This is a genomic window from Agrobacterium sp. CGMCC 11546 (genome assembly GCF_013365515.1).
GTDB lineage: Bacteria > Pseudomonadota > Alphaproteobacteria > Rhizobiales > Rhizobiaceae > Agrobacterium > Agrobacterium fabrum.
Map to the genome: position 1 here is coordinate 2,816,078 of NZ_CP047387.1, position 11,895 is coordinate 2,827,972.

At 59.3% G+C, this 11,895-nt stretch carries 13 protein-coding genes and 1 other RNA gene; 4 read left to right on the top strand and 10 right to left on the bottom strand.

From position 1 onward, the window contains the following. Positions 1-22: 22 nt before the first annotated feature. On the bottom strand, positions 23-628 hold the full coding sequence (recR, locus tag GSF67_RS13795) for a recombination mediator RecR (RefSeq protein ID WP_006309918.1): 606 nt from the start codon (positions 626-628) through the stop codon (positions 23-25). A 37-nt stretch (positions 629-665) separates the two neighbouring features. Between recR and GSF67_RS13800 the strand changes: the two genes are divergently transcribed. Then, positions 666-1,301 (top strand): MOSC domain-containing protein, encoded by a 636-nt coding sequence (locus GSF67_RS13800; protein ID WP_006309919.1) that lies wholly within the window; start codon positions 666-668, stop codon positions 1,299-1,301. Between the two features lie 59 nt (positions 1,302-1,360). On the opposite strand, the gene GSF67_RS13805 is transcribed toward GSF67_RS13800, so the two are convergent. From GSF67_RS13805 to ffs, 3 genes are all read right to left on the bottom strand, one after another. Then, positions 1,361-1,684, bottom strand: coding sequence for a YbaB/EbfC family nucleoid-associated protein (locus GSF67_RS13805; protein ID WP_006309920.1), 324 nt, complete (start codon positions 1,682-1,684; stop codon positions 1,361-1,363). Positions 1,685-1,708: 24 nt separating this feature from the next. Beyond that, the gene (locus GSF67_RS13810) at positions 1,709-3,583 is read right to left on the bottom strand and encodes a DNA polymerase III subunit gamma/tau (RefSeq protein WP_006309921.1); all 1,875 of its coding nucleotides are present in this window, start codon (positions 3,581-3,583) and stop codon (positions 1,709-1,711) included. A 78-nt stretch (positions 3,584-3,661) separates the two neighbouring features. Continuing rightward, positions 3,662-3,758: signal recognition particle sRNA small type (ffs, locus tag GSF67_RS13815), an RNA gene on the bottom strand. Positions 3,759-3,823: 65 nt separating this feature from the next. Between ffs and GSF67_RS13820 the strand changes: the two genes are divergently transcribed. Both GSF67_RS13820 and nudC read left to right on the top strand, forming a co-directional pair. Further along, positions 3,824-4,252: an HIT domain-containing protein gene (locus GSF67_RS13820; RefSeq protein WP_006309922.1), complete on the top strand. Its 429-nt coding sequence runs from the start codon at positions 3,824-3,826 to the stop codon at positions 4,250-4,252. Between the two features lie 2 nt (positions 4,253-4,254). Further along, positions 4,255-5,214 carry an NAD(+) diphosphatase gene (gene nudC / locus GSF67_RS13825; RefSeq protein ID WP_035214556.1) on the top strand — a complete coding sequence of 320 codons (960 nt, stop codon included), beginning with the start codon at positions 4,255-4,257 and terminating at the stop codon, positions 5,212-5,214. 15 nt (positions 5,215-5,229) lie between these two features. Here nudC and GSF67_RS13830 read toward each other — a convergent pair whose 3' ends face one another. Together GSF67_RS13830 and GSF67_RS13835 are read right to left on the bottom strand one after the other, a co-directional pair. Continuing rightward, positions 5,230-6,093 carry a prephenate dehydratase gene (locus GSF67_RS13830; RefSeq protein ID WP_006309924.1) on the bottom strand — a complete coding sequence of 288 codons (864 nt, stop codon included), beginning with the start codon at positions 6,091-6,093 and terminating at the stop codon, positions 5,230-5,232. Positions 6,094-6,104: 11 nt separating this feature from the next. Beyond that, positions 6,105-6,860: a 3-deoxy-manno-octulosonate cytidylyltransferase gene (locus tag GSF67_RS13835; RefSeq protein WP_006309925.1), complete on the bottom strand. Its 756-nt coding sequence runs from the start codon at positions 6,858-6,860 to the stop codon at positions 6,105-6,107. A 150-nt stretch (positions 6,861-7,010) separates the two neighbouring features. Between GSF67_RS13835 and GSF67_RS13840 the strand changes: the two genes are divergently transcribed. After that, positions 7,011-7,589: a cytochrome c family protein gene (locus GSF67_RS13840; RefSeq protein WP_006309926.1), complete on the top strand. Its 579-nt coding sequence runs from the start codon at positions 7,011-7,013 to the stop codon at positions 7,587-7,589. A 94-nt stretch (positions 7,590-7,683) separates the two neighbouring features. On the opposite strand, the gene GSF67_RS13845 is transcribed toward GSF67_RS13840, so the two are convergent. The 4 genes from GSF67_RS13845 to GSF67_RS13860 form a co-directional block, all read right to left on the bottom strand. After that, on the bottom strand, positions 7,684-8,409 hold the full coding sequence (locus tag GSF67_RS13845) for a sugar transferase (protein WP_006309927.1): 726 nt from the start codon (positions 8,407-8,409) through the stop codon (positions 7,684-7,686). Positions 8,410-8,697: 288 nt separating this feature from the next. Next, a complete protein-coding gene (locus GSF67_RS13850; protein ID WP_006309928.1) occupies positions 8,698-10,992 on the bottom strand; it encodes a transglycosylase domain-containing protein in 2,295 nt (764 codons plus the stop codon). Between the two features lie 116 nt (positions 10,993-11,108). After that, entirely contained in the window at positions 11,109-11,567 is a 459-nt protein-coding gene (locus GSF67_RS13855) for a YbaK/EbsC family protein (RefSeq protein WP_006309929.1), read from the bottom strand. A 9-nt stretch (positions 11,568-11,576) separates the two neighbouring features. Beyond that, the gene (locus GSF67_RS13860; RefSeq protein WP_035214522.1) at positions 11,577-11,771 is read right to left on the bottom strand and encodes a hypothetical protein; all 195 of its coding nucleotides are present in this window, start codon (positions 11,769-11,771) and stop codon (positions 11,577-11,579) included. Positions 11,772-11,895: the final 124 nt, after the last annotated feature.

Genomic DNA, 11,895 nt, shown 5'->3' on the forward strand with positions numbered 1-11,895 from the left:
TGGATGGTGGGGAGGGAAGGCTTCAGATCGTCGTTCGCGCCCGAAGCGCCGCCGTCAATGTGCCCTCGTCGAGATAATCAAGCTCACCGCCCACAGGCACGCCATGGGCGAGCCTCGTGATCTTGATGCCGAGGCCGGAGAGGCGGTCCGTGATGTAATGGGCGGTCGCCTGTCCTTCCACCGTCGCATTGACGGCGATGATGAGCTCGCGAATGCCGCCAGCACTCACGCGGTCGATCAGGCCCTTGATGTTCAGGTCCTCCGGTCCGACGCCGTCGAGCGGTGACAGTGTGCCACCCAGAACGTGATAGGCTGTGTTCATCGCGCCCGCCCGCTCCAGTGCCCAGAGATCCGACACGTCTTCCACCACGATGATGACGGACTGGTCACGCCGGTCATCGGCGCAGACAGTGCAGGGATCGATCGTATCGACATTGCCGCAGCAGGAGCAGATCTTCACCTTGTCATAGGCTTCGCCCATGGCATGGCCGAGCGGCCCGAGAAGCTGTTCTTTCTTCTTGATGAGATGCAATGCCGCCCGCCGCGCCGAGCGGGGGCCAAGCCCCGGCACTTTTGCCAGAAGCTGGATCAGTTTTTCAATTTCGGGACCGGTGACTCGTTTTGCCATGAGCGCTTTCTACTGCATAAATCGGGAAACGGGAATCATGAAGCTTGAAGGGCAGTCGATGAAAATCAGGGCGGTGTGCCGGGGCGAGGCAAAAAGCCTGCCGGGAAAGACGACGAAGACGGGCATCTTCAAACATGCCGTGAACGGCCCAGTCATGGTCGACGCGGAAGGCATTGTCAGCGACGCCGTCTGCAATCGCAAACATCATGGCGGACCGGATCAGGCGATTTACGTGATGGGCTCAGTCGATCTCGACTTCTGGTCCAGCACCTTGGGCTCCACGGTCGAACCCGGATTTTTCGGCGAGAATCTCGTGCTTGATGGTGTCGACAGCGCAAAACTGCATGTGGGCGACAGGTTTACGGCCAACGACGTCGTGCTGGAGGTGACCGCTGCCCGCATCCCCTGCGCCACGCTGTCGGCCCGCATCGGCGATCCCAATTTTGCCCCGCGTTTCCGGCAGGCGGGCCAGTCGGGTTTTTATTGCCGGGTGCTGAAAGGTGGAATGCTTGCGGCCGGTGAGGAGGTGATGTTCGAACCCTATCCGGGAACGAAACTGCCGATACCGACTATCCTGCAGCGCTTCCGTCCCATGCAACTCAACGAGGCCGAACGCACGGCCTATCTTGAAACACCGCTCGCAAGCCGATTTCGTGCGATGCTGGAATCTTAGGCCGTGTCCTGAGATGAGGATGGCGAATGCTCAACGCCATCCTCTTCAGTTGGAATATCTCAGAAAGGCAGCTTCATGCCGGGCGGTAGCGGCAGACCTGCGGTCAGGTCAGCCATCTTTTCCTGGGCCTGCGCTTCACCCTTTTCCTTGGCGTCCTTGTGGGCCGCAACGATCAGATCCTCGAGGATTTCGACCTCGTCTTCCTTGAAGAGCGAAGGATCGATTTTCAGGCCGCGCATTTCGCCCTTGCCGTTCAAAATGACGGTCACCAGACCGCCACCGGCCCGGCCTTCGATTTCGAGGGCGGCAATTTCCTGCTGCACCTTCTCCATCTTGGACTGCATTTCCTTGACCTTGCCCATCATACCCATGATGTCGCGCATGTGCCAATCTCCTGTTCTTCTTGTTTAAAACTCGATGTCGTCGCCGGGAAGGATGTCGCCTTCGCTCGATTCGGCAACCGATGGCGGGGTGATATCCTCCGCCTCATCCTGTATCGCCGCGCGAATACGTACGTCGGTGATTTTTGCGCCGGGAAACTGCGCCAGGATCGCGGCAACATCAGGATCCTGACGCGCGTCGACCAGGCGGGCATCGCGGGCATTGCCTTCCGCCTCGACCAAGGTCGGCTCGCCCTGTTCCTTGCTGAGGCTGACGATCCAGTGGATACCGGTCCATTCCTTCAGCTTGACGCCAAGCTCACCGGGCAGCGAGCCGGGGGCGCCTTCGCCGAGGCGCATATCAAGGCGGCCGGGCTCCAGCCGCACCAGCCGCACGAAGTTGCGCACCTTCGCCCGCATGACAGGATCACGGTTTTTCTGGCAGAGATCGGCAATATCCTGCAGCGAATTGACGGGAACCTTCGGCTCCGGCCGTTCTTCGGTTTTCGGGGCCGCGACCTGCATCTCCTGCGGCCGGCTGTCTGGAACGGCGCGCAGCATGGTGGAGGGCTGCGGACCGGCCTGCCTCGGGGCGGCAAATTCTGCAGGTCTTGCCGCTGCCACGGTCTGCGCCGACGAATAGGCGCGCGCGCCACCGCCGTTGCCGCCGCCGGAAGGTCCGCCATTGGTGTAACCGCCGTCAGCGCTGGAAAGCTCCAGCAGGCGCCGCGCCGCATCTTCCGGTGCCGGCAGATTGGCGGCATGCGAAAGCCGGATCAGCACCATTTCAGCGGCACCCGCCGGGCGCGAAGCGTTTTCCGTTTCCGGAATGCCCTTCAGCAGCATTTGCCAGATGCGTGACAGCGCCGTTACAGCGATGGTTTCGGCAAACTCCGCGCCGCGCGTGCGCTCGATTTCGGAAAGCGAGGGGTCTTCCGCTGCGTCGGGAACGTATTTCATGCGGGTGACGAGATGGGTGAAATCGGCGAGGTCGTTCAAAACGACAACCGGGTTTGCGCCAGCCTCATATTGTCCGTTGAATTCCGAAAGGGCAGCCGCCACGTCACCTTTGACGACGTGCTGGAAGAGATCGACAATGCGCGCACGGTCGGCAAGGCCGAGCATGCCGCGCACCGCTTCGGCCTCCACACGGCCGCCGCCATGGGCAATCGCCTGGTCGAGCAGGGAAAGACCGTCACGGGCGGAACCCTCGGCTGCGCGGGCGATCATTGACAGCGCCTGCGGCTCGGCTTCGAAACCTTCCTTGCCGGCAATGGCGGTGAACAGGCCGACAAGATCGGCGGCGCTGATGCGGCGCAGGTCGAAACGCTGGCAGCGCGACAGAACGGTAATCGGCACCTTGCGGATTTCGGTGGTCGCGAAGATGAATTTCACATGCTCCGGCGGCTCTTCCAGGGTCTTCAGAAGACCGTTGAAAGCCTGCGTCGACAGCATGTGCACTTCGTCGATGATATAGACCTTGTAGCGCGCCGAGACCGGGCGATAGCGCACCTGCTCGATGATCTCACGAATATCGTCGATGCCGGTATGGGATGCGGCGTCCATCTCGATCACGTCGACATGCCGGCCTTCCATGATCGCCTGGCAATGTTCGCCGGGAATACGAAGGTCGATGGTCGGTTTGTCGATGGTGTCGGTCTTGTAATTCAGTGCGCGGGCGAGAATGCGGGCCGTGGTCGTCTTGCCCACGCCGCGAACGCCGGTCAGCATATAGGCCTGCGCGATGCGGCCGGTCTCAAACGCATTGGTCAGCGTTCGAACCATCGGCTCCTGGCCGACCATCAGATCGGAGAAATCCTTCGGGCGATATTTGCGCGCCAGTACCCGGTAGCCGGTCCCGACCTGGGATTCGCTTGATTTGGGGGGTACGGTATCGCTCATTGCCTCGCCAGTTTGTTTTGCCAGTTGTCTCGGGGCGCGGAACTGGCCCGGCGAAAGCTGAGCACGTCTTTTAAAAAGGTGGGAGGCTGGCACGGCGACCCGTGCCTGGCTCGTTAGGGCTGCTTCCTTCCGGACCTGACCCGGTTGGCGAGTGGCTCGTCCACCACCAACCTCCCGGGGCCACATATCGGCAATATCGGCAGCAAATGCAAGCCAAGCCTTCAAAAAACTGCTATCACGATGAAAACAAACATGGAGGACACCTTGGAGACATTCCGGCTGGACGAGAGACTGGCGCGCGATAGCGTCCTGGTGACACGATTGGGTCTTTGCGAGCTTCGCTTGCAGAATGACAATCGCTGGCCCTGGCTGGTGCTGGTGCCGCAAAGAGACGGCGTCAGCGAATTGTTCGATCTCACCCCGCTCGATCAGGCTGTGCTGACATTCGAGACCAATCTCGTCGCATCCGCCTTGAAGGAAATCACCGGAGCCACCAAGATAAATGTCGGTGCCTTGGGCAATATCGTCCGGCAGCTGCATGTCCATATTATCGCCCGCAATGAAGGCGACACCTGCTGGCCCGGTCCCATCTGGGGGCACGGAACGGCGGTGCCTTATGCGGCGGGCGAGAAGGAAAGTTTAATGAAAAAAATCTCCGGCGCGCTCTGATGATGTCAATGAAAATTTTTGAAACCACTGCCCCCCATCCCGAAGCAAGCCTGCTGACGGCCTTTTCCAAAAATGCTCTCGACCGTTTCGCTGAAAAGCGAACGGAGGAATGTGTTGCCGAGGCTCTGAAGGTTGACGGCACCCATATTTTTGCCTTTTCGGGCAACCGGCTTGTTCTGAAACATGACGAGCAGGTCATCGATCCCCTGTTTTCCGCCTATGAGCTGGCCGAGTTGCAGCCAGATTTCGACAATGCCGTGCTGCTGGGATATCGCGAAACCGGCGAACCGAGAATCGCGGTGCCGGTTGCCGTGGCCGAAGACCAGCTGGCGAGCCACTACAAGCTGGCGGACGCCCGCACGCTTTATCGCGATCATCTGCTCGACGAGGAATTGCTGAGCGAGGTCGCCCAGGCCGTCAGCCTCACCCACTGGAATGCCGATAACCGCTTCTGTGGCAGGTGCGGTGGGACCATGGAGCAGCGGATTGGCGGCTACAAGCGCATCTGCGCCGCCTGTAGTCACACCATTTTTCCGCGCACCGATCCCGTTGTCATCATGATGACGATCGATATCGAGCGTGATCTCTGCCTGCTTGGTCGCGGCGCGCATTTTGCACCGGGCATGTATTCCTGCCTTGCCGGTTTCGTGGAGCCGGGCGAGACGATAGAGCAGGCAGTGCGCCGTGAAACGCATGAGGAATCCGGGGTCGAAATCGGCCGGGTGCGGTATCACGCCTCCCAGCCCTGGCCGATGCCGCACACGCTGATGATCGGCTGTTATGCCGAGGCTCTCTCGTCCGATATTGCCCGCGACGAGATCGAGCTTGAGGACTGCCGGTGGTTCACCAGGGAAGAAGTGGCCAAGATGCTGGAGGCTCCGGCGGGGGAAGGTTTTTCGGCCCCGCCAATCGGCGCCATCGCGCATCGGCTGATGCGCGACTGGGTGGAATGGCCCAAGTAAGGGGTTGCGGCAGGCTCAGCTCTGGTTGAGCTTGCCGCGCATCGCATGGCCGTTGTAGACGCCGAGAATGCGGACTTTTTCCGAGAAGAAGCGCAGCTCGTCCAGCGCGTGCCGCACCGGTTCGTCATCGGGGTGGCCTTCAATATCGGCATAAAACTGCGTCGCCACGAATTTGCCGCCGAGCTGGTAGCTTTCGAGCTTCGTCATATTGATGCCGTTGGTGGCAAAACCGCCCATGGCCTTGTAGAGCGCGGCCGGAATGTTGCGAACATTGAAGACAAAAGTCGTGACGACAATTTCGTCGCTCGACTGACGCTTGGCCCAGTTCTCATCGCGGGAGAGCACGACGAAGCGCGTAACGTTGTTTTCCGAATCCTCGACATTTTCAGCCAGAATATCGAGACCGTAGAGATCTGCCGCAAGACGCGGCGCGAGAGCCGCCATGCTGCGGTCGCCCTTCTCGGAAACCAGCCTTGCGGAGCCCGCCGTGTCGCCGGCGATGACCGGCTTCCAGCCGTTCGAACGGATGATCTTGCGGCACTGGCCCAGCGCGTGGATATGGCTGTGGACGGTGCGGATCTCGTCTTTCGTCACGCCCGGCACCACCATCAGCTGGAAACGGATCGGCATGAAATATTCGCCGATGATGTGCAGGCGTGATTCGGGCAGCAGGTGATGAATATCCGCGACGCGGCCGGCCAGCGTGTTTTCAATCGGGATCATGCCGAGATCGGCTTCGCCATTTTCGATAGCGTTGAAGACATCCTCGAATGTCGGGCATGGCAAAGGCTCCATATCCGGAAACATGTCACGGCATGCCATGTCGGAATTCGCGCCGAACTCGCCCTGAAAGGCAATGCGATTTGTAATCAAATTCATGGGACTGTCCGTTAGAGGGTTCTGCCTGCAAGAATCTTGCGGGCTTTTTCGAGATCGTGCGGCGTGTCGACGCCAAGCGGAACGGACCGGACGATTTCCGCATCGATGCGCATGCCCGCTTCCAACGCACGCAGCTGTTCCAGCCGCTCACGCAATTCCAGAGGCGAGGGCGGCAGGCGCACGAATGTTTCAAGTGCGGCGCGGCGATAGGTGTAAAGCCCGATGTGGTGATAAAGCGGCCCATCACCATAAGGCGCGGTGGTGCGGGTGAAATAAAGCGCGCGCAATCGTGTTTCGGAAAGCGGGCTGCCAACGACTTTCACGACGTTCGGATTGGTTTTTTCCTCTTCGTCGGTGATTTCAACCGTCAGCGTCGCAATATCGACGGCAGTATTCTCAAGCGGGCGCAATGATGCACGAATGGTTTCCGCCTCGATAGTCGGCAGATCGCCCTGAACGTTGATGACGTATTCCGCCTTGCCATAGGGGTCGGCCTTTTGCAGCGCCTCGAAAATGCGGTCGGAGCCGGACTGGTGGTCGTCGCGTGTCATCATCACGTCGAAACCGGCGTTTTGAACGGCTGCAAATACCTGCTCGTCGTCGACTGCGACAACGATTCGTTCCGCACCGGCCTCGCGTGCGCGCAACGCCACCTGCACGATCATTGGCCTGCCGCCAATATCCGCGAGCGGCTTGCCTGGAAGGCGTGTGGATGCCATCCGGGCCGGTATAAGGACCACCGCTTTCTCGAAATCCCGATTCTTCATCCGACACCCTTCAAATCCCGCCCGAAAAGTGTCAAAACGTCACGGAGTGGGGACCATCATTCAAGTTGCGCAGGCTGTGCAAAAGCCATAGCTTTCGAGTAATTTCAAGATGCCCGGTTATATGGAGCGGATGCGAGGGAGCGCATATAGATGAATTCTTATGTTAATATGGGCGTTGGGGCGTTGCTCGGCACGGTTTTCGTCCTGATGTCGGTGTCGATTGCGTCTGAGGGCATTTTTCATGCGCCTGCGCCCGAAAAGGAAGGTTACACCATTGTTGCGGCAGAAAGCGGCGGTGGTGAAGCCGGTGGCGGAGAAGCCGCTGCAGCCGCGACGCCGATCGCAAAATTGCTTGCGAGCGCCGATGCCGCCAAGGGCGAGGCGGTCTTCAAGAAGTGTACGAGCTGTCATACCGGAGAGAGTGGTGGTGCAAACAAGGTCGGCCCCAATCTCTTCGATGTCGTCAACCGGCCGATCGCCAGCCACGAAGGTTTCAGCTACTCCGCTGGGATGAAGGATTTCTCCAAGGGTGCTTCCGTGCATTGGGATTACGATCATCTCAACTACTTCCTCGAAGCCCCCAAGAAACACGTTCCCGGCACGGCCATGGGATTTGCGGGTGTGAAGAAGGAAACGGAAAGAGCCGATCTCATCGCTTATCTGCGCTCACTTTCGGCAAACCCGGCTCCGCTTCCGGATCCGAATGCGGCTCCCGCACCGATGAACTGATGATCATGATGGTTCATGATAAAAGCCCGGCATCGCTGCCGGGCTTTTATTTTTGGACGGGCGGATTGAAAATACGGCAATGGCGCCTGAAAAATCAGAAGCCCTTGCCGCCGCGCAATTCGGAAATCACCGTTCCGACCATGATCTTGATATCCAGCCAGACCGAAAAATTCTCGACATAATAGAGATCGGAGACGATTCGGGCACGAGCCTTGTCGCTGCGATCCGTCGGGCCGCGTAGTCCCCGCATCTGGGCGAGGCCGGTAATGCCGGGCCGCATTCGGTGCCGCATGTGATAGTGCGGAACCAGCTCCTCATAAAGACGGCCGGCTGCCAGCATGCCGACGGCATGGCAGCGTGGGCCCACCAGCGACATGTCGCCCTTCAGGACGTTGATCAGCTGCGGCAGTTCGTCGATATTCGTACGCCGGAGAATGGCGCCAATACGGGTTATCCGCGGGTCGTTCTTCACCGTTTGCGCTACTCCGGTGACATCACCCAGTTCGGCCTGCATCGAGCGAAATTTATAGACGCGGATTTTTCTTCCATTCATGCCCCAGCGGACCTGCGAGAACAGGACCGGGCCTTTGCTGTCGAGCTTTACCAGCAATGCGACGGTCGCCAATACAGGGGCAAGTGCGACAAGGGCGATGGACGCCCCTGCAATGTCGATGGTTCTTTTGAGCGCAAACTGACCGCGCTGCAATGAAGATGGTTTTTTATCCGATATGGGAGATTGCATTTCCGCCGTTTCAAACGGGACGGCAGGATAGGGAGCGCCGTAAAAAACGGCATGCGATGAGCTTTTAGTACCCAGCATAATATGGAACCCTGAAAAGTTATTTTGAAACAAGAAAATTAATTTATATGAACGATTAATAATTCATTTACCCTAAAAAGTCACCCGAAATGTAGTCGTATTTGCGCAAATGGCAATCTAGGGTTAATCGGCGCGCACGCATATGTTGCGCCGTCGCGCCGCCTCCGCTCATGGCTGCGGATGCGAAGGGCAAAGTCTTCGGAAAAGCGGGGTTTTTCGGGAGGGCGAGTGTGTCGCTACCATCTCGCCATTCGTGATGATCTCCGCTGGCCCATTACCAGACGCGGGTCAATTTCCCATCAGAATGTTAAGCAGCGTCGTCTGCTTCGGCCCCGATTGTGCGGGGGCCCGGCCGCCTATGTCGGCGGGTGGCACGGGCCCGTTGCCGGCCGGGTAGCCTGGTTCGATATCGCGGGAGGGTATGTTCGTCGGCGGCATGGCCATGCCCGGCTGGTTGGGTGAAACCGGCGCATCGGGATAGGCGCGGGTGTCCGTCGTTCCGCCACCCAGCGCATTGGAAATGATGTCGCCGATGGATGAGGGAGCAGCTTCCGGTGCCGGCTGATGCATGTCCCCGAGCGGCGGTACGCCACCTGCGCCGAGGCCGAAAAGCGGCGAAGGCGAGAGCCCGGAATGGGCAGCGGTCATGAAATCCTTCCATGCCCGTGCCGGCAGTCCGCCGCCGGTGACCTTTTTCATGGAGGTGCCGTCGTCATTGCCGAACCAGACGCCGGTGGTGAGGTTGCCTGTGTAGCCGACAAAAAGTGCGTCGCGGAAGGACTGGGTCGTGCCGGATTTTCCTGCCGCCTGCCAGCCTTGCAGGCGCGCGGCCTTGCCGGTGCCTTCGGTGATGACGCGGGACAACATGCCGTTCATGGTCGCGGCAATCTCTTCGCTCAGCACGCGCGGCGGATTATCGTATTTGTTTTCGTAAAGGACCTTGCCGTCGGCATCGGTGATACGCTTGACGATGTGCGGCGTCGCCTTGTAGCCACCATTCATGAAGGGAGCATAGGAGGCGGTCAGTTCCATCAGCGACACCTCAGAGGTACCGAGGGCGATGGAGGCATTGTTCTGTAGCTCCGATTCGATGCCCATGCGATGCGCCACCTGCGTCACCCGTTCCGGGCCGACCTCCATCACCAGCTGTGCGGCGATCGTGTTCAGTGAATTGGCAAGCGCGGTGGCGAGCGTGACTTCGCCGCGATATTTCTTCTCGTAGTTTTCCGGTGTCCAGTTTCCGATGCGCACTGGTCCGTCATTGCGGATCGTGTAGGGGGTAAGCCCCGATTCGAGTGCGGCGACGTAAACGAACGGCTTGAAGGCAGAGCCCGGTTGCCGTTTTGCCTTTACGGCGCGGTTGAACTGGCTTTGCGCATAATCCGCCCCGCCGACGACGGCCCGAATCGCGCCCGTACCGTCGATGGAAACGAGCGCCGCCTGCGAGGCGCCCTGTTTTTTGCCGTCACTCTGCAGCACATGGGTCAGCGCCTTTTCGGCGTCGCGCTCGAGATTGGGGTCGATGGTTGTATCGACAACGATGTCCTGCTTGACCTCGCCCACCAGGCCGCGGACTTCCTCCAGCACCATATCGGCGGCGTAATGTTCGGCACCCGACCAGAACCGCTTCGCCTTTGTCGGCGGCTGCGACATCGCGGTCTTGATTTCGTCATCGGTGATGAAGCCGACATCGCGCATGGATTGCAGCACCACCTGCGCCCGCTCTTCCGCCGCCTGCGGATCGCGCGCCGGTGAAAGGCGTGAGGGCGCTTTGAGAAGCCCGGCCAGCATTGCCGCTTCGCCAAGATTGACGTCACGCGCGGATTTGTTGAAGTAGCGCCGGGAAGCCGCCTCGACGCCATAGGCATTGGAGCCGAAATAGACGCGATTGAGATACATCGCGAGGATCTGGTCCTTGGTGAACTCGTGCTCCAGCCAGAAGGACAGAAGCACTTCCTGCACCTTGCGTTCCAGCGTCCGGTCGGGCGAGAGGAACAGGTTTTTCGCCAGCTGCTGCGTCAGCGTCGAGCCGCCCTGCACAGCTCGTCCCGTCAGAACATTCGTCACGATGGCGCGTCCGAGACCTAGCGGATCGACCCCGAAATGCGAATAAAACCGGCGATCCTCGATTGCCATGACCGCCTGCGGAATATAGGGCGACATGTCTTCCAGCGCGAGCGCCTCGCCGCCGGTGGTGCCGCGATTGGCAAGCACGCTGCCATTGACCGAAACGATCTTCACATTCGGCGGCCGTTCGGGAATGGACCAGCTGCTGGCGCTCGGCATGCGCGCACCATAATAAAGAACAAGCCCGGCAACGCCGATCCCGCCCCAGATGCCGAGCACGATGCACCAGTAGAAGAGGGAGCGGATGAAGCCCGTCACGCCCCGGCCCGAATTGCGGCTGCGCTTTTCTTTCTTCCGTGGCTTGCTGCGGCCAGATGTTTGTTGGGGCTTTTTCGTCGGCCGTTTTGAGGTTCCGCTGATGCGTTCGCTGGCGTCAAGACGCAGGTCATCACCGGACTCGTGAAAATCCCCGAAGGAAGGTTCTACCCGTTCGCGTGATTTACCCTTGCCTGCCATCCAGCCGAAGTCGCTCCTATTCGCGTCTCTATGCCTGCGCGATCCTTAATCCAGGATGAAGAGTGTAAATGCGGCGATTTAAGGCGGGGTTAAGTCCTGGCCGGATCAAATCGGCGTCATTGACAGACGTCGACCCATTCCGCTCCCGTCAATTCAACCATGACATCAGGCGAAATCTTCACCGCCGCATTGGTGGCGCCAGCCGCTGGAACCACCTCTTGATAGTTTTTCAACGATATGTCGCAAAACACCGGTAGGGCCGAAGGAAGGCCGAAAGGACACACGCCACCGATGGGATGGCTGGTCACCGCAACTACCTCTTCCGCTCCGAGCATGCGTGGCTTCGCACCGAAATGATCGCGGAATTTGCGGTTGTCGAGGCGTCTGGTGCCGGCGGCGACGACGAGAAGAATGGTGTCGCCAGCCTTCAGGCAGATGGTTTTGGCGATCTGGTCGGGGTCGACACCATGCGCTTCAGCGGCCAGTGCAACCGTCGCCGAACTCCCCTCCGTTTCAATCACGGTCACTTCGGGCGATTTCTCGATAAAAAAGGCTCTGACGGATTCGATAGACATGCGTATTTATTAGGCGCTAAGCGGGCAGGCTTCAAGTCGTCCTAAAATAGCCATGCATTTTTTGCAATGCTGCGCTGCGATGAAACGTCTTTTTTTTAAGCTGGTATCCTGTATCTTCAAATCATCGAAGCGACGCACTCCTCCTCCCAGCGTCGCCCGATTGGACTGACAATACTCCTCCTCCCAATTGTCAGTCAGTTTCAAGAACCCGGCGCACCTCCTCCCGCGCCGGGTTTTTGCGTTTTTGGCGATCTGGTTGTCTTTTTATCCCTCCGCTCTCAGACGCTGCGCGGTTCAAAGAAACTTGACTTTGAGACCCTTCCAACCT

What these genes read in the sequence shown, in the direction of transcription:
- GSF67_RS13805 (WP_006309920.1), bottom strand. Translation starts at nt 1,684, where the DNA reads ATGCGCGACATCATGGGTATGATGGGCAAGGTCAAGGAAATGCAGTCC.
- GSF67_RS13850 (WP_006309928.1), bottom strand. Translation starts at nt 10,992, where the DNA reads ATGGCAGGCAAGGGTAAATCACGCGAACGGGTAGAACCTTCCTTCGGG.
- GSF67_RS13800 (WP_006309919.1), top strand. Translation starts at nt 666, where the DNA reads ATGAAGCTTGAAGGGCAGTCGATGAAAATCAGGGCGGTGTGCCGGGGC.
- nudC (WP_035214556.1), top strand. Translation starts at nt 4,255, where the DNA reads ATGTCAATGAAAATTTTTGAAACCACTGCCCCCCATCCCGAAGCAAGC.
- GSF67_RS13845 (WP_006309927.1), bottom strand. Translation starts at nt 8,409, where the DNA reads ATGCTGGGTACTAAAAGCTCATCGCATGCCGTTTTTTACGGCGCTCCC.
- GSF67_RS13855 (WP_006309929.1), bottom strand. Translation starts at nt 11,567, where the DNA reads ATGTCTATCGAATCCGTCAGAGCCTTTTTTATCGAGAAATCGCCCGAA.
- GSF67_RS13820 (WP_006309922.1), top strand. Translation starts at nt 3,824, where the DNA reads ATGAAAACAAACATGGAGGACACCTTGGAGACATTCCGGCTGGACGAG.
- GSF67_RS13835 (WP_006309925.1), bottom strand. Translation starts at nt 6,860, where the DNA reads ATGAAGAATCGGGATTTCGAGAAAGCGGTGGTCCTTATACCGGCCCGG.
- recR (WP_006309918.1), bottom strand. Translation starts at nt 628, where the DNA reads ATGGCAAAACGAGTCACCGGTCCCGAAATTGAAAAACTGATCCAGCTT.
- GSF67_RS13840 (WP_006309926.1), top strand. Translation starts at nt 7,011, where the DNA reads ATGAATTCTTATGTTAATATGGGCGTTGGGGCGTTGCTCGGCACGGTT.
- GSF67_RS13810 (WP_006309921.1), bottom strand. Translation starts at nt 3,583, where the DNA reads ATGAGCGATACCGTACCCCCCAAATCAAGCGAATCCCAGGTCGGGACC.
- GSF67_RS13830 (WP_006309924.1), bottom strand. Translation starts at nt 6,093, where the DNA reads ATGAATTTGATTACAAATCGCATTGCCTTTCAGGGCGAGTTCGGCGCG.